Here is an 18,312-nt window from a genome sequence, read left to right as displayed (position 1 = left end):
GACAGGCATGGCGAAGCCGGCGGGGCGAAAGAGGTTCTTCCTCTTCGGCCGTCGCGGTGTTTCGCGCCTGCGTCGCAAGCCCATCTGGCGTCCGGCCGGCCTGCTCGCGGCGCTGCCGCGCGGCGCCGGCGTCGCCATGTCCGTTGCCTATCTCCTCGCCTGGGGCGCCTACGGCATGGTGCTGTCGGACCGTACCGGCGAAGTTCTGAACGACACCACGGCCGAGCTCGGCTTCCGCGTCTCCGCTGTCCGCATCACCGGCCAGCGCGAGATCGACGAGGGCGACGTGCTCGACACGCTGTCGATCCATTCGGGCCAGTCGCTGTTCTTCTACGACGCCGCCGCCGCCCGCGAGCGCCTGCAGTCCATTCCCTGGGTCAAGGACGTCTCGGTGATGAAGCTCTACCCGGACACGCTCCGGGTGATCATCGAGGAACGCGTGCCGGCCGCCCTCTGGCAGCCGTCGATCGACGCCCCCGTGGTGGTGGTCGACAGCGCCGGCAAGATCATCACCGACCGCCTGGAAACCCGTTATTCCCGCCTGCCGCGCGTGGTCGGCCAGGGCGCCCAGCTCAAGGTGGCCGAGATCACGTCGCTGCTCGACGACGTTCCGGACCTGCAGAAGAAGGTGCGCGCCTCGATGCTGGTGTCCGACCGGCGCTGGGACCTGTTCCTCGACAACGGCGTGCAGGTGATGCTGCCGGAAGTGAACGCGCAGAAGGCGGTGACCGAGTTGCAGGAGACCGACAAGGCATCCGGCCTGCTCGACCGCGACATCACTGTCGTCGACCTGCGCCTGCCCGACCGGCTGGTGGTTCGCCTCAGCGACGATGCACGCAAGGCCCGCGACGAATTGGTGGCGGCGCGCAACAAGGCCCTCAAGAAGCGGGAGCAGGGAGCATGACCCACGCATCCGACGCCCGCGTTCAGCGCATGCGGCCGCTGCCGCCCAAGCGCCCCGTCATCGTTTCGGTGCTCGACGTGGGCACCTCCAAGATCTGCTGCGTCATCGCCCGCCTGACGCCGCGGCCGATCGGCGACGTGCTGCCCGGTCGTACCCATCTCATCGAAGTGCTCGGCTTCGGCTATCAGCGCTCGCGCGGCATCAAGGCCGGCGCAGTGGTCGACCTCGATCAGGCGGAAAAGGCGATCCGCCTCGCCGTCGACGCCGCCGAGCGCATGGCCGGCCTGACCGTGGAGTCGCTGATCGTCTCGCTGTCCTGCGGGCGGCTCGGCTCGGAAACCTTCTCGGTCAAGTACGATCTCTCCGGCTCGGAAGTCTCGGAGAACGACATCCAGCGCGTGCTGGAAATCGGCGCCTCCTACAAGGTCAAGGATGGCCGCACCATCGTCCACGCGCTGCCGATCGGCTACGCGCTCGACAACAACCGCGGCATCCGCGATCCGCGCGGCATGATCGGCTCGTCGCTGTCGGTGGACACGCACCTCGTTTCGGCCGACGCCGTGCCGCTCAGGAACCTCGAGATCTCGGTCAACCGGGCGCATCTCGAAGTCGAGACCATGGTCGCCACGCCCTATGCGTCGGGCCTGTCGACGCTGGTCGACGACGAGACGCAGATGGGCGTCGCCTGCGTCGACATCGGCGGCGGCACCACCAAGATTTCCGTCTTCGCCGACGGCCAGTGCGTCCATGTCGACGCCTTCGGCCTTGGCGGCCACCACGTCACCATGGATCTGGCGCGGGCGCTGTCGGCCCGCCTCGTCGACGCCGAGCGCATCAAGGCGCTCTACGGCTCGGTGATCGCCACCGACAGCGACGAGCGCGACATGGTCACCGTCGAGCCGGTCGGCGACGACGACGTGGCCCATCAAGTGACTCGCGCGCAACTGGTCGAGATCATTCGCCCGCGTGTCGAAGAGACTCTTGAGGTGGTGCGCGATCGGTTGCATGCTTCGGGATTCGCGGGTCGCGTCGGCCGGCGCGTCGTTCTGACCGGTGGCGCCAGCCAGCTGACGGGTTTGCCCGAGCTTGCTCGCAAGGTGCTCGGCCGCAACGTCCGGCTCGGCCGGCCGGTCGGCGTCGCCGGGTTGCCGGAGGCGGCGCGCGGGGCAGCCTTCGCCACGGCGGTGGGTCTGATGATCTACCCGCAGGTGGCCCAGATCGAACAGTTTTCCGGCCGGCGAAAATCGATGGCGCTGGCCGCCAACGGCGGCTTCGTTTCCCGAATGGGAGCGTGGTTCCGAGAGAGTTTCTGATCCGCGCCGGCAACGGAGCGGATTGGTGCGTAACAGGCGTAAAAAAGAGCGTGCGGTTGCAGCGGCGGCCGCTGATTTGAGGACAGAGGACGTATCGGCGAGAGCCGCTTGCAGAATAACGAGGCAACCATGACGATTAACCTAAAGATGCCCGACCTCACGGAGCTCAAGCCGAGGATCACAGTCTTCGGTGTGGGTGGCGCCGGCGGCAACGCCGTCAACAACATGATCCAGTCCGGCCTGCAGGGCGTCGAGTTCGTCGTGGCGAACACGGATGCGCAGGCTCTGGCCTCCTCTCGGGCCGAACGCATCATCCAGATGGGCGTTGCGGTCACCGAGGGCCTTGGCGCCGGCTCGCAGCCGGAAGTCGGCCGCGCGGCCGCCGAGGAAGTGATCGACGAGATCAACGATCATCTCGCCGGCAGCCACATGGTGTTCATCACCTGCGGCATGGGCGGCGGCACGGGTACCGGCGCTGCGCCGGTGATCGCCCGCGCGGCTCGCGAGCACGGCATACTCACCGTCGGCGTCACCACCAAGCCCTTCCAGTTCGAAGGCGCCCGCCGCATGAAGATCGCCGACGCCGGCATCCAGGAGCTGCAGAACTCGGTCGACACGCTGATCTGCATCCCCAACCAGAACCTGTTCCGCATCGCCAACGAGCGCACCACCTTCGCCGACGCCTTCGCGATGGCCGACCAGGTGCTCTACTCGGGCGTCGCCTGCATCACCGACCTGATGGTGAAGGAAGGCCTGATCAACCTCGACTTCGCCGACGTGCGCTCGATCATGCGCGGCATGGGCAAGGCGATGATGGGCACGGGCGAAGCGTCCGGCGAGAAGCGCGCCATCCAGGCCGCCGAGGCCGCGATTGCCAATCCGCTGCTCGACGAAGTGTCGATGCAGGGCGCGCAGGGCCTCCTGATCTCGATCACCGGCGGCAAGGACCTGACGCTGTTCGAGGTCGACGAAGCGGCGACCCGCATTCGCGAAGAAGTCGACTCCGAAGCCAACATCATTCTCGGCGCCACCTTCGACGACACCATGGAAGGCATGATCCGCGTGTCGGTGGTCGCCACCGGCATCGAGCCGGAGCTGGTCCGTCAGGAGTCGGTGGTGCGCAACAACAGCGCCGACGCCATCGGCCGCGCCGCGCCGACCCGCCCCGTCCAGGTGACCACGTCTGCTGCCGCCGCTGTCGCGGCTCAGGAGGTGCGGCAGCCTTTTAACCAGCCGGCCGTGCGCCCGGCGGTGATCCGCGAGGCCATGCCGGCCGCGTCGATCGCCCCTGCGCCCGCGCCGGTTCCGAACTACGCCCAGGCTGTCGCCGCTGCCGCGCAGGTCTCCTCCGTCGAAGCCATCGAAGCGGCGCTTGCGCTGCCCGAGGCGGCGATGGAGCCCGAACCGTTCCGCTCCGTCACGACGCCGCACGACCCGCGCGTGTCGATCGAGCCCTACGAGCCGGCGATGAACCACTACGACGCGCCCGCTCCGATGGCCCAGGCACAGCCGGTCCGCGCAGCCGAGCCGGCGCTCGCCCAGCAGCCCTACGTGCCGCCGGTTGCCGAGCGTCCGTCGGCCGTCGTCCAGCGCAGCCGCGTGCCGTCGATCGAGGAGTTCCCGCCGATCGCCCAGCGTCAGGCTGCCGCCTCGGTGCAGGTGCATCCGGAAGACCATGACGGCGAGCGTCGTCCGCTCGGCCTGCTCCGTCGCCTCGCCACCGTCGGCCTCGGCCGTCGCGAGGAAGAGGCTCAGCCCGAAGCGCCGCGCGCCGCTGTCCAGCAGCCGGCCGTGCGTCCCTCGGCAGCGAGCGAGTTCGTCAAGCGTCCGGCCGCCGCGCCGGCGCAGGGCGCTGCCGGTCGCCTGGACCAGCAGGGCCGCATGGCGCCGCAGCCGGCGCCGCGCGCCGCCGACGACGACATGGAGATCCCGGCGTTCCTGCGCCGCAAGTGATCCGGTCACGAGCGTAAAAGACAAGGCCCGCGAAGGCGACTTCGCGGGCCTCTTTTTATGGCATCTCGCGGTGGCGTCAGAGAAAGGCCAACCGCAGCAGCGCCGCGACGGCGACGCCCACGGCAACCGTGGCGATCAGCGGCAACCGCAGGGCCACGATCAGCACCGCCAGTCCCGAAACCGCCTCGATGGGGCCGGCCATGACGATGGGGGCGATGACGGCCACCAGAACGGCAGGCGGCAGCGCGTCGAGCGCAACGCGGACCGGGCCGGATTTGGGCAGCCGGTCGGCGATGAGGAAGCCGAGGATGCGCGTGAAGTAGGTGAGGGCGCCCATCGCCAGGATGGCGGCGAAGTTGATGGGATCGATGCTCATCGCGTCGTCTCCTTGGCGTCAGTGGCGGCCGTGGCGCGCGGCGCGGTGATCACGGCGGCGGCGATGCCGGCGATCGCGCCGGCGATCACGTACCAGGCGCCGGGCACCGTGGCGTGGACGGCGACGGCGACGACCGCGCTGGCCAGGAGCACGGGGCCGCTGCGGCGGGTGCCCTTCCAGAAGCCGAGAGCGAGGGCGATGAAGATGGCCGGGAAGGCGAAGTCGAGCCCCCAGGCCTCGGGGTGTTCGAGATAGGCGCCGAACACCGTGCCGAGCACCGAGGCGATCTGCCAGCAGACGAACATGGTCAGCGCCACGGTGAAGTAGAAGGTGCGGCTGATCGGCCGGTCGATGGCACGCCGTTCGCTGAGCGCCCACGCCTCGTCGGTCAGCAGGAAGGCCGCCAGCCAGCGCAGGCGCCCGAAGTGGGCGATCTTGCCGGACAGCGAGGCGCCCATCAGCGTGTGGCGGAGATTGACGAGGAAGGCCATCAGCGCCAGGGCGGCGATCGGCGCCGGCGTGCTCCAGAGGCCCACTGCGATGAGCTGCGAGGACCCGGCGAAGACGATCGACGACATGGCGAGCATCTCGGCCGGCGTCAGGCCCTTGGCCGTCGCCTGCTGGCCGAGGATGAGGGCGAAGGGCACGGCGGCGGCGACGGTGGGAAAAACCGCCACCAGGCCGGCCCGGAAGTCGGCAAGAGGTGATGTCATGTCCAGCTTTCCTTAGGTCAATATTGCTGACCTTTATAGGTCAGTGTGTATGACCTATCTCTGGGGTGCTGTCCACCCGAAAACCGCAATTTCCGAGAATTTCGTCGATCTGTGCCGCAACAATCCTAAAGGATCTGCTCGCTGGTGGTGCGGGTGATGCCAGCGGCGGCCATGTTGGCCCAGGCGCGCTTCAGCGAGCCGGAAAGGTCGATGGCGCGGCAGGCATCCTCGATCACCGATACGCGGAAGCCGGCGGCCGCGGCGTCGAGCGCTGTCCAGCCGACGCAGTAATCGGTGGCGAGGCCGACGACGTGGACCTCCTCGACACCGCGCTCCCGGAGATAGCCGGCAAGGCCGGTCAGCGTTTCGCGGTCGGCTTCGCGGAAGGCGGAGTAGCTGTCGACGCCCTGGTGCCAGCCCTTGCGGATGACGAGCTGGGCGGAGGTGACCTCAAGGTCGGGGTGCAGCTCGGCGCCCGGCGTTCCCTGCACGCAGTGGTCCGGCCAGAGCACCTGCGTGCCGTAGGGCATCTCTATGGTGTCGAAGGGTTCGTGGCCGTGGTGGGCCGAGGCGAAAGAGGCATGCCCCTTTGGATGCCAGTCCTGGGTGACCACGACTTGCTCGTAGCGGGGCACCAGCGCGTTGACCACCGGAACGATGGCATGGCCACCGCCGACCGCCAGCGCGCCACCGGGGCAGAAGTCGTTCTGAACGTCGACGACGATGAGGGCGGTGGCGGGCGAGGGCATGGCGCGACTCCGAGCTGACTGGTCGGGACCAATTTATTGCATTGGCGAAGGGAGGCGGCAAGCGTGGGCAGGGGGGCTCAACCCCGTTCCTTCGGCCCAAGGGATTTCCGCATCGGCAGGCCGGCCTGCTCGCCTGCGGCTTCCTGCGCCTCGCCATCCTCGTAGCCCATGGCAATGTAGAAGGTGCGGGCGGCCCTGGTGCTGGTCAGCGTGATCTGCTCGCACCCCAGAAGGTTGAGATAGGCTTCGAGCGACTTGAGGATCGCCTTGCTCACGCCCCTGAAGCGCGCCTCCGGCGCCACGTAGTTCAGAGTGATCTCGCCGGAATGCGAGGCGCCGCCGACGCCGATGATGGCGCCATTCTCCTCGGCCACCACGATGAAGCAGTCGGGCGCTTCGATCCAGGCGCGAACGTTCTCCGGCGTCTTGTTGGCGAGCCACTGCGCCAGTGTCTGGGCATCTCCGCTGTGATCGGACAGGCAGAGATCGCAGATGGATCGGCGCAGGACCGAAGCGGCCTCGTCGGCATCGGCGACCATGGCGGGACGGATCAACATCTCGTACTTCCTTCAGAGTTTTGAGGAAACCATAAGCTGCCCGGCGGACAAAGGGTATCCTCACCTCGTCGGCCGATGGCATGGGAAACGCGTTCCGCTCGATCATCCATCCGGGTAAGATGGCGGCCTCATCCCGGTATAGGGGCGATCGCATGGATGCTCACCTTCGCAATGACAACGCGCTCGGCGCTTTCCTGCGCGATCGGCGCTGCCGCATGGATGCCGCCGCCTTCGGCCTGCCGATGGGGCGACGGCGGACGCCGGGCCTCCGGCGGGAGGAGGTGGCCCAGCGGGCCAACGTTTCCGTCACCTGGTACACCTGGCTGGAGCAGGGCAGGGGCGGTGCGCCGTCGGCCGACGTGCTCGACCGGATCGCCAGGGCGCTGATGCTGACCGACGTCGAACGCGAGCATCTGTTTCTCATCGGTCTCGGCCGGCCGCCGGAGGTGCGCTACCGCGAGAGCGATGGCGTGTCGCCGCGCCTGCAGCGGGTACTCGATGCGATGGAGCTCAGTCCCGCGCTCATCAAGACGGCCACCTGGGACGTCGTCGCCTGGAACCGGGCCGCGACGGTGATGCTGGCCGATTACGGAGCCATGGCGCCGCGCGAGCGCAACGTGCTGCGCATGATGTTCGGCGATCCGGCGGTACGGGCGCGCCAGCACGACTGGGAGAGCGTCGCCCGATTCGTCGTCGCCACCTTCCGCGCCGAGGCGGCGCGGGCCGGTGCGACCGGCAACATCGAGGCGCTGGTCGAGGATCTCAGCCGGTCCAGTCCGGAGTTCGCGGCGATGTGGCGGGAAAAGGAGGTCGGCCAGCACGGCGAGGGCACCAAGACGCTGCGCCATCCGCAGCTCGGCCTGATGTCGCTCGAATACTCGGCCTTCGCCGTCGATGGCCGGCCCGACCTGTCCATGGTGGTCTACAATCCGGCGACGCCCGAAGTCGCGGCGGAAGTGCGACGCCTGATCGAAGGCGCCGGGCCGAGGGTCAGTGCCCCTTGAGCAGGCGCTCGGCGGCGGCGCGGGCTTCCTCGGTAATGCGGCTGCCGGCCAGCATGCGGGCGATCTCCTCGCGGCGATGGCCGTCCGGAAGCCGCGACACCGAGGTGGCAACGCGGGCGCCGTCGTCGACGCTGTCCTTGGCGATCAGGAAGTGGTGGTCGGCGCGAGCGGCGACCTGTGGCGCGTGGGTCACCGACAGCACCTGCACCTTGCGGGCGAGGCGGGCGAGGCGGGTGCCGATGGCCTCGGCCACCGCGCCCCCGACGCCGGTGTCGATCTCGTCGAACACCAGGGTCGAGGCCGAACCCTTGTCGGCCAGCGACACCTTGAGGGCCAAGAGGAAGCGCGAGAGCTCGCCGCCCGATGCCACCTTCATCATCGGCCCCGGCCGGGTGCCGGGGTTGGTCTGTACCCAGAACTCCAGCGTGTCGATACCGTCGGCGGTGCGCGTCTCCGGGTCGGCGAGCTGGTTGACGATGAAACGGGCGCGTTCGAGCTTCAGGGCCGGCAGTTCGGCGCCGACGGCGTCTTCCAAAAGGCGGGCCGACTTCTCGCGGGCGGCCGACAGTTTGGCGGCCAGCTTGTCGTAGTTGGCGCGGGCGGTGGTGGCCGACTGGGCGAGCGCGTTGAGGCGGTCCTCACCGGCGTCGAGGTCGGCGAGGTCGGAGGCCATGCGGGCGGCCAGCGCCCCCAGCTCGTCGGGCGGCACGGAGTATTTGCGGGCGGCGGCGCGGATGGCGAACAGACGTTCCTCTGTGCGCTCCAGCTCGGCCGGATCGAAGTCGGCGGCGCGCAGGGCGGCCTCGAAGACGGAGCGAGCATCCTCCAGCGCGTCGAGCGCCGTGGAGATGGATTGCAAGGCCGAGCCGGCCAGGGCCGCCACCTCGCCCTTGCGCTCCAGGCGGCGCAGCAGGCCGGACAGCTCGGGGACCGGCGAGCCGGAGCCGTTGAGATGGTCGTGGGCCTCGCGCAGGTCGACGGCGACCTTCTCGGCCCGCATCATTTCCTGCCGGCGTTCGGCAAGCGCCGTCTCCTCGCCCGGCTCGGGGGCGAGCTTCTGCAACTCCTCGACGGAGGCGCGCAGGTAGTCGCCTTCGCGGCGGGCGTCGGCGATGCGGCGTTCGAGGTCGGCCAGCGCCTTCTCGGCGTCGCGCCAGGCGCGATGGGTGGCGGCGACGGCCTTCGTCTCGCCTTCGAGGCCGCCGAAGGCGTCGATCAGGCCGCGATGGATGGCGGGATCGACCAGGGCGCGGTCGTCGTGCTGGCCGTGAATCTCGACCAGGGCGGCGCCAAGCTGGCGCAGGAGATTGGCGGAGACGGCGCGGTCGTTGACGAAGGCCCGGGTGCGGCCATCGGCGGTCTGGACGCGACGGACGATGACGTCGCCCTCGTCGTCGAGGTCGTTTTCGACGAGAAGGGCGCGGGCCGGATGATCGGCGGCAAGGTCGAAGACGGCTGTGACCTGCCCCTGCTCGGCGCCGTGCCGGACGAGGCCGGCGTCGCCGCGCCCGCCAAGGGCGAGCGACAGCGCATCGAGCAGGATCGATTTGCCGGCGCCCGTTTCACCGGTCAACACCGTCAGACCGTCGGAAAAGGCGATCTCAAGCCGCTCGATCAGAACGATGTCGCGGATTGCGAGCGTCAGCAGCATGGCGTCCCGTCAGAGCAACGCGGCCTTGAATGCCTTCGAGATCCAGGATTGGGAGTTCTCGCGCGGCTCGAGGCCGTTGGTGTTGAGGAGCTTATAGGCATCCTTGTACCAGCGGCTGTCAGGATAGTTGTGGCCGAGCACGGCGGCAGCCGTCTGCGCCTCGTCGACGATGCCCATGGCGTAATAGGCCTCGGTGAGACGCTCCAGCGCCTCTTCGATGTGGCGGGTCGTCTGGTACTCCTGCACCACCACCTTGAAGCGGTTGATGGCGCCGATGTACTGGCTGCGCGTCAGGTAATAGCGGCCGACTTCCATTTCCTTGCCGGCGAGCTGGTCCTTGGCGATGTCGAGGCGCTTGCGGCCTTCGGCGGCATAGGGGCTGTCGGGATAGCGCTCGACCAGTTCCTGCATGGCCTGCATGGCCTGCTGCGTCATCTTCTGGTCGCGCGTGATGTCGGGCATCTGGTTGAAATAGGACTGCGCGATCATCCACTGCGCATAGGCGGCGTCTTCCGAGCCGGGGTAGAGCGTCAGGTAGCGCTTGCCCTGGGTGATGGCCTCGGTGAAATTGCCGCGCGTGTAGTTGGTGTAGGTGGTCATGATGAGGGACTTGCGCGCCCACTCCGAATAGGGGTGCTGCTGGTCAACCTCTTCGAACTTCTCGGTGGCCTTCTTGTAGTCGCCCTGCTGCAGGTAGGCGATACCCGCGTTGTAGGATTGCTCCGCCGGGATCTCCACGAACGGCTCCAGCGGTTCGTCTGACGAACAGCCGACGAGGGCGGTGGCGCCTCCGAGGAGAACGAGCACGGCGGCGACACGAACGAAACTCTGCCTCATGAAAACCCCATCACCGTACGCAACCGCTCGCGGCCGCCATCCATCCCACGCGCACTGCCCGCCGGGCGCTGCCCGATGCAAAGCCGCCCACGCCTCCGGCGCGAGTCGGGCGCACCCCGGATAACCGGAAGCTCTTTTATCGCAAAGCCGTCGCGGATGCTACGTGCCCGTGATGTTCGGCCACATTATGGCGACAAGACCGCGACGCCCCGGCAAAACCGGGGGCCGCGTCAGTCGCGCGAGGGCGCCAGCGCGGCCGCCTGAAGAATGCCGCCGGCCGGTTCGCGGGCCGGCGCAACGTCGTGGACGATCTCGTAGGCGCCGGTGTCGGCGACGAGCGCCTTGACGGCCATCCAGTTGAGCTTGTGGCCGCCCTTGTAGGAGCGGAAGTGGCCGATGAAGGGCATGCCGATCAGCGACAGGTCGCCCACCGCGTCGAGCGTCTTGTGGCGGGCGAATTCGTCCGGCCAGCGCAGACCCTCGGGATTGAGAATACGGTCGTCGCCGATGGCGACCGAGTTCTCGAGCGACGAACCGAGCGCGAAACCCATCTTCCACAGCTTCTCGACGTCGGCCATGAAGCCGAACGTGCGGGCGCGGGCGATGTCGCGGCCAAAGGTGCGCGAGTTGAGGTCCAGCACGTAGGACTGGCGGCCGATCAGCGGATTGGCAAAATCGATGGTGACGTCGTAGCGCGTGCCGTCGAACGGCAGGAACTCCAGCACGGCGCCGCCGACTTCTAGCCGGACCGGCTTGACGACGCGCAGCACCTTGCGCGGCGCGGCGAGGCGGCGCAGGCCGGCCTCGGCGATCATGTCGATGAAGGCGGCCGAGCAGCCGTCGGCGATGGGCATTTCCGGGCCGTCGATCTCGACGACGACATTGTCGATGCCGGAGGAGGCCAGCGCGGCCATCAGGTGCTCGATGGTGGCGACCGTGCGGCCGCCGATGCCGATCATCGTGCAGAGTTCGGTGGCAACCACGTTCTCGTGGCGGGCGGCGATCTCCACCTCCTCGCCGTCGGTGCGAACGAAGACGATGCCCCGGTCGGCTTCGGCGGGGTGCAGGACGATGGTCGCCGGCTTGCCGGAATGCACGCCGATGCCTGAGAACCGGACACTTTCGCCGAGGGTGGTCTGCTTGCCGTAGGACGTTCGCATCGAGTAGTTTCCAAAAAAAGACCGGTGAGGGCAGTACGAGCCAATCCGGCACATTTTTCATAAAACACACGGAAGCGCCCCAGGAAAGTCACTCTTTCTTACCGAGTGTTACGCTGTCGGCGGCGCATTTTCTCCTTGAGTTTCAAAAGGCTGTCGAAGGGGAGGGACGCGCGGCCGTCTGGCCGCGCGAAAGGGGTGAAAACGCGAATCGGCGTCACGCCGCGAGCGGCGCCGTGGCGGCGACGAGCCAGGCCCTGTCGGCCTCGCTCTCCAAGAGCGGCAGCAGCTTGTCGCGGACCTCGGCGTGATAGCCGTCGAGCCAGGCACGCTCGCGCCCGCTCATCATCGACGGCCGGATCAGGCGGCGGTCGATGGGGCAGAGCGTCACCGTCTCGAAGCCCATCATCGGCCGCTCGCCGCCGTCGATCGGCAGGGGCTCGGTGATCACGACGAGGTTCTCGATGCGGATGCCCCAGGCACCGGCCTTGTAGAAGCCGGGCTCGTTGGACATCAGCATGCCGGGTTCCAGCGGCACGGGGCCGGTCTTGGCAATGCGGCCCGGGCCTTCGTGCACCGACAGATAGTGGCCGACGCCGTGGCCCGTGCCGTGATCGAAGTCGAGACCGGCTTCCCACAGCTTCTCGCGCGCCAGCACGTCGAGATGGGCGCCGGAGGTGCCCTTGGGGAAGCGGGCGAGCGTCAGGCGGACATGGCCGATGAGCACGCGGGTGAAGCGGTCGATCATCTCCTCTGTCGGCCTGCCGACGATCACGGTACGGGTGATGTCGGTGGTGCCGTCCTGATACTGGGCGCCCGAATCGACCAGCAGGATGCCGTCCATCTCCACCTTGCGGTTGGAGGCGGTGCTGACGTGATAGTGCGGAATGGCGGCATTGGGGCCGGCGCCGGCGATGGTGTCGAAGGAGATGTCGCGCAGCGTGCCGGTTTCGCGGCGGAACTCCTCGAGCTGCTTGGTGACGGCGATTTCGTCGAGCCCGCCCTTTGGCGCCTCGTGGTCGATCCAGGCGAGGAAGCGCACCATGGCGACGCCATCGCGGATGTGGGCGGCGCGGATGCCGGCGAGCTCGGTGGCGTTCTTCAGCGCCTTGGGCAGCAGCACCGGGTCGGAGCCGGCCACCACCTTGCCGCCACCGGCTTCGACGCGCCGAACCACCTCGAAGGCGGCCGAGGCCTTGTCGACCAGCACCGAACCGCCGAGCGCCGCCAGGGCCGGAGCGAAGGCGGCGGGCTGCTCGACGGCGGCGATCTGCTCGAGCCGGTCGCGGACGACGTTGTCGAGCTTGGCGCCATCGACGAACAGGGACGGGCGACCCTCCTTGCGCAGGATGGCGAAGGACAGCGCCTCCGGCGTGTGCGGCACGTCCTCGCCACGGATGTTGAAGGCCCAGGCGATGGAATCGGGGCGCGTCAGCACGGCGGCATCGGCGCCCGCCTTGGCGATGGCTTCGCCGAGGCGAACGAGTTTGGCTTCGGCGCTTTCGCCGGCAAGGCTCTCGGGGAACAGCGACACCCGGCCCTTGGGCGGCTCGGGACGATCCGCCCAGACGGCGTCGACCGGGTTGCCGTCGACGGCGACGAATTCGGCTCCGGCGGCGGCAAGCGCCGTTTCGAAGCGGCCGACTTCGGCGGCGGTCATCAGCCAGGGATCGAAGCCGATGCGGTCGCCCTTATGGATGACGGTCTTCAGCCAGTCCTGCGGCGGCTCCTCGATGAGGTGATGCGGCTCGATGACCGTGAGATCGACCTGCTCGCGCACCTGAAGCGTATAGCGGCCATCGACGAAGATCGCGGCGCGGTCGTCGAGCACGATGGCGAGACCGGCCGAGCCGGCGAACCCGGTCAGCCAGAGCAGGCGGGCGGCGGCGGCGGGAATGTATTCGCCCTGATGCTCGTCGGCGAGCGGCACCAGAAAGCCCTTGAGTCCACGTCGCTTCAGCTCGGCCCTCAGGGCGGCGATCCGCGCCTTGCCGTGGCTGGGATCGCTGACGTTATCGAAAGTCTGGAACACCTCTGTCACTCCGCCATACTCGAAAGAGCGAGAGTTGTGGCCCCTGGCTTCGGGTGCCGTCAAGGAGGGGCGGACCTCGAACGCCGCTCCGTGCGGCACCGTTATGGGGCCGGAAGTTGCCATGCCGCCTCGGTTCGGCGTCGGGCAAGGCGGGGTGTTTATCTCTTGTTCACCCTTTTGGCACGAATCCGGCGGCAAGGGAGGGTTGCGGCGAAAGGGAGGCAACAGCCATGAGTCACCTGCAAGGGTGGCCTGCGTTGTCACCCGTTCATACTAAAGTCGTAGTCTGCTACTACAAGAGCAGTTCGGAGGGCTGGTTTCGCGTCCCATGAGGATAACGGCGCTTTTGAGAACGGTCGGCGGACGCCGATGACATTCAAGAGGTGCTAAAATGAGCCGATTTGCCCCGACTACCGCCACATCCTACCGAAGTGGCGTTTTCCGCCGGACCTACGAGACCACGCTCGGCACGCGCGAGCGGCAGGCGCAGCGCTATGTCGCGCCCTATCTCGCCTCGCTGGACGACCAGTCGGCGCGTGAGCACGGCTGCGGCCGCGCCTCCATCGGCATCATGCGGTCGCGTGCGGTCGACGCCGCGCTGTAAGGCCGTCGTTGCCGCATCGGATTGTCCGAGAACCGGATTCCGCTTTTCGGTCCGTTGCTTGCTTCAGCCGGCATAACGCAGGACGAGCGTGCTCCAGACGTCCTTGACGATATGGCGCTCGCGCACGAAGCCCTGTGCGCGGAAGGCCGCGAGCACGCTTTCGGCCTGCGTCCTCAGGATGCCCGACAGCACCACGGCGGCGCCCGGCAGGGCGTGGGCGCGGAACTGCGGCGACAGCATCTTCAGGGGATCGGCCAGGATATTGGCGACGATCAGGTCGAACTTGCGCCCGACGATGGCCGGATGGGCGAAGCCGGCGGCCGTCACTGCCGTGACGAGATGGGCGGCGCCGTTGATCTCGGCGTTTTCCAGCGCGATTTCCACCGCCAGCGGATCGATGTCGGAGGCCAGCACCGGCCGCTTGGTGGCGCGCGCGATGCCGATGGCCAGGACGCCCGATCCGGTGCCGAGGTCGAACACGCTGTCGAAGCGGTAGACGGCGAGCAGGCGCGTCAATGCGGTGAGACAGCCCCAAGTGGTCGGATGATGGCCGGTGCCGAAGGCCTGGTTGGCCTCGATCTGCAGGCCGATCAACCCCTTGGGAATGCGGTCGCGGTCGTGGGCGCCGTGCACCACGAAGCGGCCGGCGATGACCGGGCTCAAGCCTTCGAGGCTTTGCGCCACCCAGTCCACATCCTCCGGCACCGGCTCCACCGTCACCGAGGCGGTATCGACGATGCCGTCGAGCGCGGCGCGGGCCGGCGCCAGGATCTCCTCGGCATCGTCGGCAAAGAAGAAGCCGTCCACCGCCCAGCCGCCGTCGGTCTCGTACCAGCTCACCGGGCCCGCCTCGACGAACGCGGCCTCGACCGCGTCGGCGATCGTCTCGGCAGCCGCCGCGTCGGCGGCGGGAATGTGAAGCTGGTACTGGCGCATGGCGGTTCCTGAGCTGAAATCCGGGGCTGGCGGGGGTTTAGTCGGAGCCCGATGGCTTGTCAAAGCGGTACCGCGTCGTCGTGTCGCTCCGGGTGGTCCTGTGGCTTCCTAGGCTTTCTTCCGCTTTGCGTGCTTGTCGCTCGACCGCACGACCAGTTCGGCGCCGACCAGGATTTTTACCGACGGTTGGCGTTCGGAAGCGTTGATCAGGTCGTCGAGGATGGTGATGGCGAGGTAGCCGATCTTGCGCTTGGAAACTTCGATGGTGGTCAGCGGCGGGTCCATGGTGACGCTCATCGGCAAATTGTCGAAGCCGATGATCGACACGTCGAGGGGAATGCGAATGTTGTGTTCTCTCAGGGCCTTGATGAATCCGTAGGCGATGACGTCGTTGGTGCAGAAGTAGCATTGGGCCAACTTGCCGCCTGCGGCGAGATGTTGCGCCGTCGCCTCGTAGGCGCCGTCGAAGGTGGACTCCACCCAAAGCGTGTTGTCGTCGCGTATCGGCAGATCGAGCCGCAGCATGTTCTTGGTGAAGGCTTGCCTGCGCAGGCCGAAATTGGTCGTCTCGACGGGACTCGCCACGAAGCCAACGTCGTGAAAGCCCTGCGATTTGAAGTGCGAGAGAACCTTGTAGACGGCATCCTCGTTGTTCATGTTGACGAAATTGGCGTCGATCAGTTCGTGAAAGGTGTCGATGAACACGGTCGGGATGCCGGTGGTGAGAAGCAGGCGGATGTCGGCCTCGCTGAGCTCGGTTCCCAAGGCGACCACGCCCTTGATGCCGGTGCCGGCCAGCGACTGGACGATGTCCTGAATGGCTTCCCGCTCGTGGCTGACCACTTCCAGGGAGTAGCCGCGCCGCGTCGCTTCCTGCGACATGCCGTCGATGTAGTCGGAAATGAAGTGGCTATGGTCCCGATTCACGGTGTGTCCGTGCTTGGCGATCTTCAGGAAGCGCAAGGTGTCGTTGGTGCTGTCGGACGCCCGGATTCGCGCCGGCCGCGGCACGTAGTTCAGGTCGGCCACGACATCGAGCACCTTGGCGCGCGTTGCCCCTGATATTTCGCCCTTCCCGTTTAGGACCAGCGACACGGTTGCTGCGGAGACGCCTGCCGCCTTGGCTATGTCCCTCATTGTCAAGGTGTTCTTGTCGCTCATTCCGCCCTTGCTTCTTCGATTTCTCACACGCGGCCACCACTTTAGCGCGTTTACTAAACCAAAGCCAACTTGACCCGCCAACGCTGCCCGAAGCGGACTCGACTTTTGGCTAATGCATGGACTTGGCCTTGCGTTGCCAATAAACGCCGCCTATGATTTACTAAACTAACGGCTTATTCAATAAACAAATGGAGGGGGCGGTGCGGAGAGTGGACGGCCAGTTTCTGGTCCTCGCTGCCATCAATGTGATCCTCTTGGCGCTGGGGGCGGCCATCTCGGACGGGTCTTTCCTGTCCATCTTCAATCTGCAATCGATGGCCGGGCAGGTGCCCGAGATCGGGCTGCTTGCCATCGGCGTCATGCTGGCCATGTGCGCCGGCGACGGTGGCATCGATCTTTCGGGCATCGCGCTGGCCAATCTGTCCGGCGTGTTGTCGGCGGTGATCGTCGCCAGCTTCGTCTCCAGTGCGGAACAGGAGGGGCTCTACACCGCCCTGTTCATTTTCGGCGCGTTGGCCATCGGTTTCTTGGGCGGTCTCATCAACGGAACGCTGATCACACGTTTCGGAATCACGCCAATTCTCTGCACGCTCGGCACTCAGATGGCCTTCACCGGCCTGTCGGTCATCGTTTCCGGCGGCAAGGCAGTGGTGGTGGGCAGCCCCGAACCGCTGTCGTCGATCGGCAACGAGTTCTGGTTCGGCGCGCCGATCAGCTTCATCCTGTTCATTGCCGTGGCCACTCTGGTGGGAGTCACGCTGAAGTTCACGCCCTTTGGACGGTGGCTGATGCTGTTGGGATCCAATCCCAAGGCGGCGCTCTATGCCGGCTTCCCTCGGTCGACGGTGGTGACGGCCACATATGCGCTGAGCGGCACGCTTTCCGGGCTGTCGGGCGTGATCATCGCTGCGCGTAACGTAAACGTTAAGTGGGATTACGGTGCGTCCTATCTGCTGATCGCCATTCTGATCGCGGTGATGGCCGGCGTTCGCCCCGAAGGTGGTTATGGACGAGTGGTCTGCGTCGTCTTCTCGGCCGTCGCCCTGCAGCTCATGTCCAGCCTGTTGAACTTCGGCGGACTATCCAACTTCGTTCGTGATTTCGCCTGGGGTGCGCTGCTGCTCACCTTCCTTGCGATCGCCCGATACGACCTCGTCGGCTTCGTGTTCCCCGACCGGAATCGCTAGGTCAGCCGACCACGCGCCCCCCACGCGTCGGACGGGAGAACCTGGGGGAATAGTGGAGGAGAAAGAAATGAAGAGAAGCATTCGCACGGTTATGGCCGCGCTGATGACCGCCACGGCCATCGCCGCGACGACGGGTTTCGCTGCCGCCGCCGACAAGCCGGTGATCGCCACCGTCGTCAAGATTTCGGGTATTCCCTGGTTCGACCGCCTCGAGACGGGCGTCAAGGCGTTCCAGGCCGCCCACGAGGATGTCGTTGCCACCCAGTACGGTCCGGCAACGTCCGACTCGGCGCAGCAGTTGCAGATCGTTCAGGACCTCGTCGCCAAGGGCGTCAACGCGCTGGCGGTGGTTCCCATGGACCCGGCCGTTCTCGAAGGCACGCTGAAGCGGGCCATGGAGCGCGGCACCATCGTGGTCACCCACGAGGCCGACAACCAGGTCAACACCATGGCCGACGTCGAGGCCTTCGATAACTCCTTCTATGGCGCCGCCCTCAACGAGCGCCTTGCCTCGTGCATGGGCAAGAAGGGCAAGTGGACGACCTTCGTCGGTTCGCTCGGCAGCCGCACGCACATGCAGTGGGTCGGTGCCGGCGAGGAGAATGCCAAGAAGTACCCGGACATGGAGCTGGTCGATCCGAACAACGAGTCGTTCGACGACGCCAACGGCACCTACGAGAAGGCCAAGGAGCTGCTGCGCAAGCATCCCGATCTCGCCGGCTTCCAGACCTCGGCCGGTAACGACGTGCTCGGCGTCGGTCGCGCCATCGAGGAAGCCGGTCTTGCCGGCAAGGTCTGCCTCGTGGGCACCGGCCTGCCGAACCCGTCGGCGCCTTACCTCGATTCCGGCGCCATCACGGCCATCGGCTACTGGGATCCGCAGAAGGCCGGCATGGCGATGAATGTCGTCGCCAAGCTGCTCCTTGAAAAGAAGGAGCTCAAGACCGGCATGGACCTCGGTGTCGAAGGCTACAACAGCGTCACCGTCACCAAGGGTGCCGGCAACGGCCTGCTGGTCGTCGGCAACGGCATGGTTCTCGACGACAAGGATAGCTACAAGGCTCATCTCTTCTGATCGTCCAGCCATTGCAACGAGACCCCGAAGGACTTCGGTCCTTCGGGAGTTCCTGCGGCTGTCCGTAGCGCCGGCCCCGGGGTGAAATCATGAAAGGATTCTG

Annotated in this window: 17 protein-coding genes; 7 read left to right on the top strand and 10 right to left on the bottom strand. The window is 66.9% G+C overall.

From position 1 onward, the window contains the following. Positions 1 to 7 precede the first annotated feature (7 nt). The 3 genes from QQZ18_RS05360 (at position 8) to ftsZ (ending at position 4,170) form a co-directional block, all read left to right on the top strand. Entirely contained in the window at positions 8 to 904 is an 897-nt protein-coding gene (locus tag QQZ18_RS05360) for a cell division protein FtsQ/DivIB (RefSeq protein WP_284538624.1), read from the top strand. Positions 905 to 933: 29 nt separating this feature from the next. Beyond that, on the top strand, positions 934 to 2,217 hold the full coding sequence (gene ftsA, locus QQZ18_RS05355; RefSeq protein WP_284538867.1) for a cell division protein FtsA: 1,284 nt from the start codon (positions 934 to 936) through the stop codon (positions 2,215 to 2,217). A gap of 129 nt (positions 2,218 to 2,346) precedes the next feature. Continuing rightward, the gene (gene ftsZ, locus QQZ18_RS05350; RefSeq protein ID WP_284538622.1) at positions 2,347 to 4,170 is read left to right on the top strand and encodes a cell division protein FtsZ; all 1,824 of its coding nucleotides are present in this window, start codon (positions 2,347 to 2,349) and stop codon (positions 4,168 to 4,170) included. Between the two features lie 76 nt (positions 4,171 to 4,246). Here ftsZ and QQZ18_RS05345 read toward each other — a convergent pair whose 3' ends face one another. From QQZ18_RS05345 to QQZ18_RS05330, 4 genes are all read right to left on the bottom strand, one after another. Beyond that, positions 4,247 to 4,546 (bottom strand): AzlD family protein, encoded by a 300-nt coding sequence (locus QQZ18_RS05345; RefSeq protein ID WP_284538620.1) that lies wholly within the window; start codon positions 4,544 to 4,546, stop codon positions 4,247 to 4,249. Then, complete coding sequence (locus QQZ18_RS05340; RefSeq protein ID WP_284538617.1) at positions 4,543 to 5,259, bottom strand: AzlC family ABC transporter permease; 717 nt, start codon at positions 5,257 to 5,259, stop codon at positions 4,543 to 4,545. The genes QQZ18_RS05345 and QQZ18_RS05340 overlap by 4 nt, the downstream gene beginning before the upstream one ends. A 125-nt stretch (positions 5,260 to 5,384) precedes the next feature. Beyond that, a complete protein-coding gene (pncA, locus tag QQZ18_RS05335; protein ID WP_284538615.1) occupies positions 5,385 to 6,008 on the bottom strand; it encodes a bifunctional nicotinamidase/pyrazinamidase in 624 nt (207 codons plus the stop codon). 77 nt (positions 6,009 to 6,085) lie between these two features. Next, positions 6,086 to 6,565 (bottom strand): GNAT family N-acetyltransferase, encoded by a 480-nt coding sequence (locus QQZ18_RS05330; protein ID WP_284538613.1) that lies wholly within the window; start codon positions 6,563 to 6,565, stop codon positions 6,086 to 6,088. 152 nt (positions 6,566 to 6,717) lie between these two features. On the opposite strand from QQZ18_RS05330, the gene QQZ18_RS05325 reads away from it, so the two are divergent. Beyond that, positions 6,718 to 7,569, top strand: a complete 852-nt coding sequence (locus tag QQZ18_RS05325; RefSeq protein ID WP_284538611.1) for a helix-turn-helix transcriptional regulator — start codon at positions 6,718 to 6,720, stop codon at positions 7,567 to 7,569. Here the strand turns inward: QQZ18_RS05325 and recN are convergent. From recN to QQZ18_RS05305, 4 genes are all read right to left on the bottom strand, one after another. Then, positions 7,556 to 9,220, bottom strand: a complete 1,665-nt coding sequence (gene recN, locus QQZ18_RS05320) for a DNA repair protein RecN (protein ID WP_284538609.1) — start codon at positions 9,218 to 9,220, stop codon at positions 7,556 to 7,558. The two genes, QQZ18_RS05325 and recN, sit on opposite strands and share 14 nt — an antisense overlap. Positions 9,221 to 9,229: 9 nt before the next feature. After that, positions 9,230 to 10,057, bottom strand: a complete 828-nt coding sequence (locus tag QQZ18_RS05315) for an outer membrane protein assembly factor BamD (RefSeq protein WP_284538607.1) — start codon at positions 10,055 to 10,057, stop codon at positions 9,230 to 9,232. 230 nt (positions 10,058 to 10,287) lie between these two features. Further along, positions 10,288 to 11,217 carry a UDP-3-O-acyl-N-acetylglucosamine deacetylase gene (lpxC, locus tag QQZ18_RS05310; RefSeq protein WP_284538605.1) on the bottom strand — a complete coding sequence of 310 codons (930 nt, stop codon included), beginning with the start codon at positions 11,215 to 11,217 and terminating at the stop codon, positions 10,288 to 10,290. 214 nt (positions 11,218 to 11,431) lie between these two features. Then, positions 11,432 to 13,246 carry an aminopeptidase P family protein gene (locus tag QQZ18_RS05305; protein ID WP_284538603.1) on the bottom strand — a complete coding sequence of 605 codons (1,815 nt, stop codon included), beginning with the start codon at positions 13,244 to 13,246 and terminating at the stop codon, positions 11,432 to 11,434. A gap of 391 nt (positions 13,247 to 13,637) precedes the next feature. On the opposite strand from QQZ18_RS05305, the gene QQZ18_RS05300 reads away from it, so the two are divergent. Beyond that, positions 13,638 to 13,850 carry a hypothetical protein gene (locus tag QQZ18_RS05300; protein ID WP_284538601.1) on the top strand — a complete coding sequence of 71 codons (213 nt, stop codon included), beginning with the start codon at positions 13,638 to 13,640 and terminating at the stop codon, positions 13,848 to 13,850. A gap of 63 nt (positions 13,851 to 13,913) precedes the next feature. On the opposite strand, the gene QQZ18_RS05295 is transcribed toward QQZ18_RS05300, so the two are convergent. Both QQZ18_RS05295 and QQZ18_RS05290 read right to left on the bottom strand, forming a co-directional pair. Then, on the bottom strand, positions 13,914 to 14,786 hold the full coding sequence (locus tag QQZ18_RS05295; protein WP_284538599.1) for a 50S ribosomal protein L11 methyltransferase: 873 nt from the start codon (positions 14,784 to 14,786) through the stop codon (positions 13,914 to 13,916). A 108-nt stretch (positions 14,787 to 14,894) separates the two neighbouring features. Next, entirely contained in the window at positions 14,895 to 15,947 is a 1,053-nt protein-coding gene (locus QQZ18_RS05290; protein ID WP_284538597.1) for a LacI family DNA-binding transcriptional regulator, read from the bottom strand. Between the two features lie 200 nt (positions 15,948 to 16,147). Between QQZ18_RS05290 and QQZ18_RS05285 the strand changes: the two genes are divergently transcribed. Then, entirely contained in the window at positions 16,148 to 17,134 is a 987-nt protein-coding gene (locus tag QQZ18_RS05285) for an ABC transporter permease (RefSeq protein ID WP_284538595.1), read from the top strand. Positions 17,135 to 17,225: 91 nt separating this feature from the next. After that, entirely contained in the window at positions 17,226 to 18,209 is a 984-nt protein-coding gene (locus QQZ18_RS05280; protein WP_446728611.1) for a substrate-binding domain-containing protein, read from the top strand. The last annotated feature ends 103 nt before the right edge of the window (positions 18,210 to 18,312 follow it).

The sequence above is a fragment of the Pleomorphomonas sp. T1.2MG-36 genome, from assembly GCF_950100655.1.
Classification (GTDB): domain Bacteria; phylum Pseudomonadota; class Alphaproteobacteria; order Rhizobiales; family Pleomorphomonadaceae; genus Pleomorphomonas.
The sequence above is the reverse complement of the archived record's forward strand: the minus strand, read 5'-3'. Positions and strand labels throughout refer to the sequence as shown.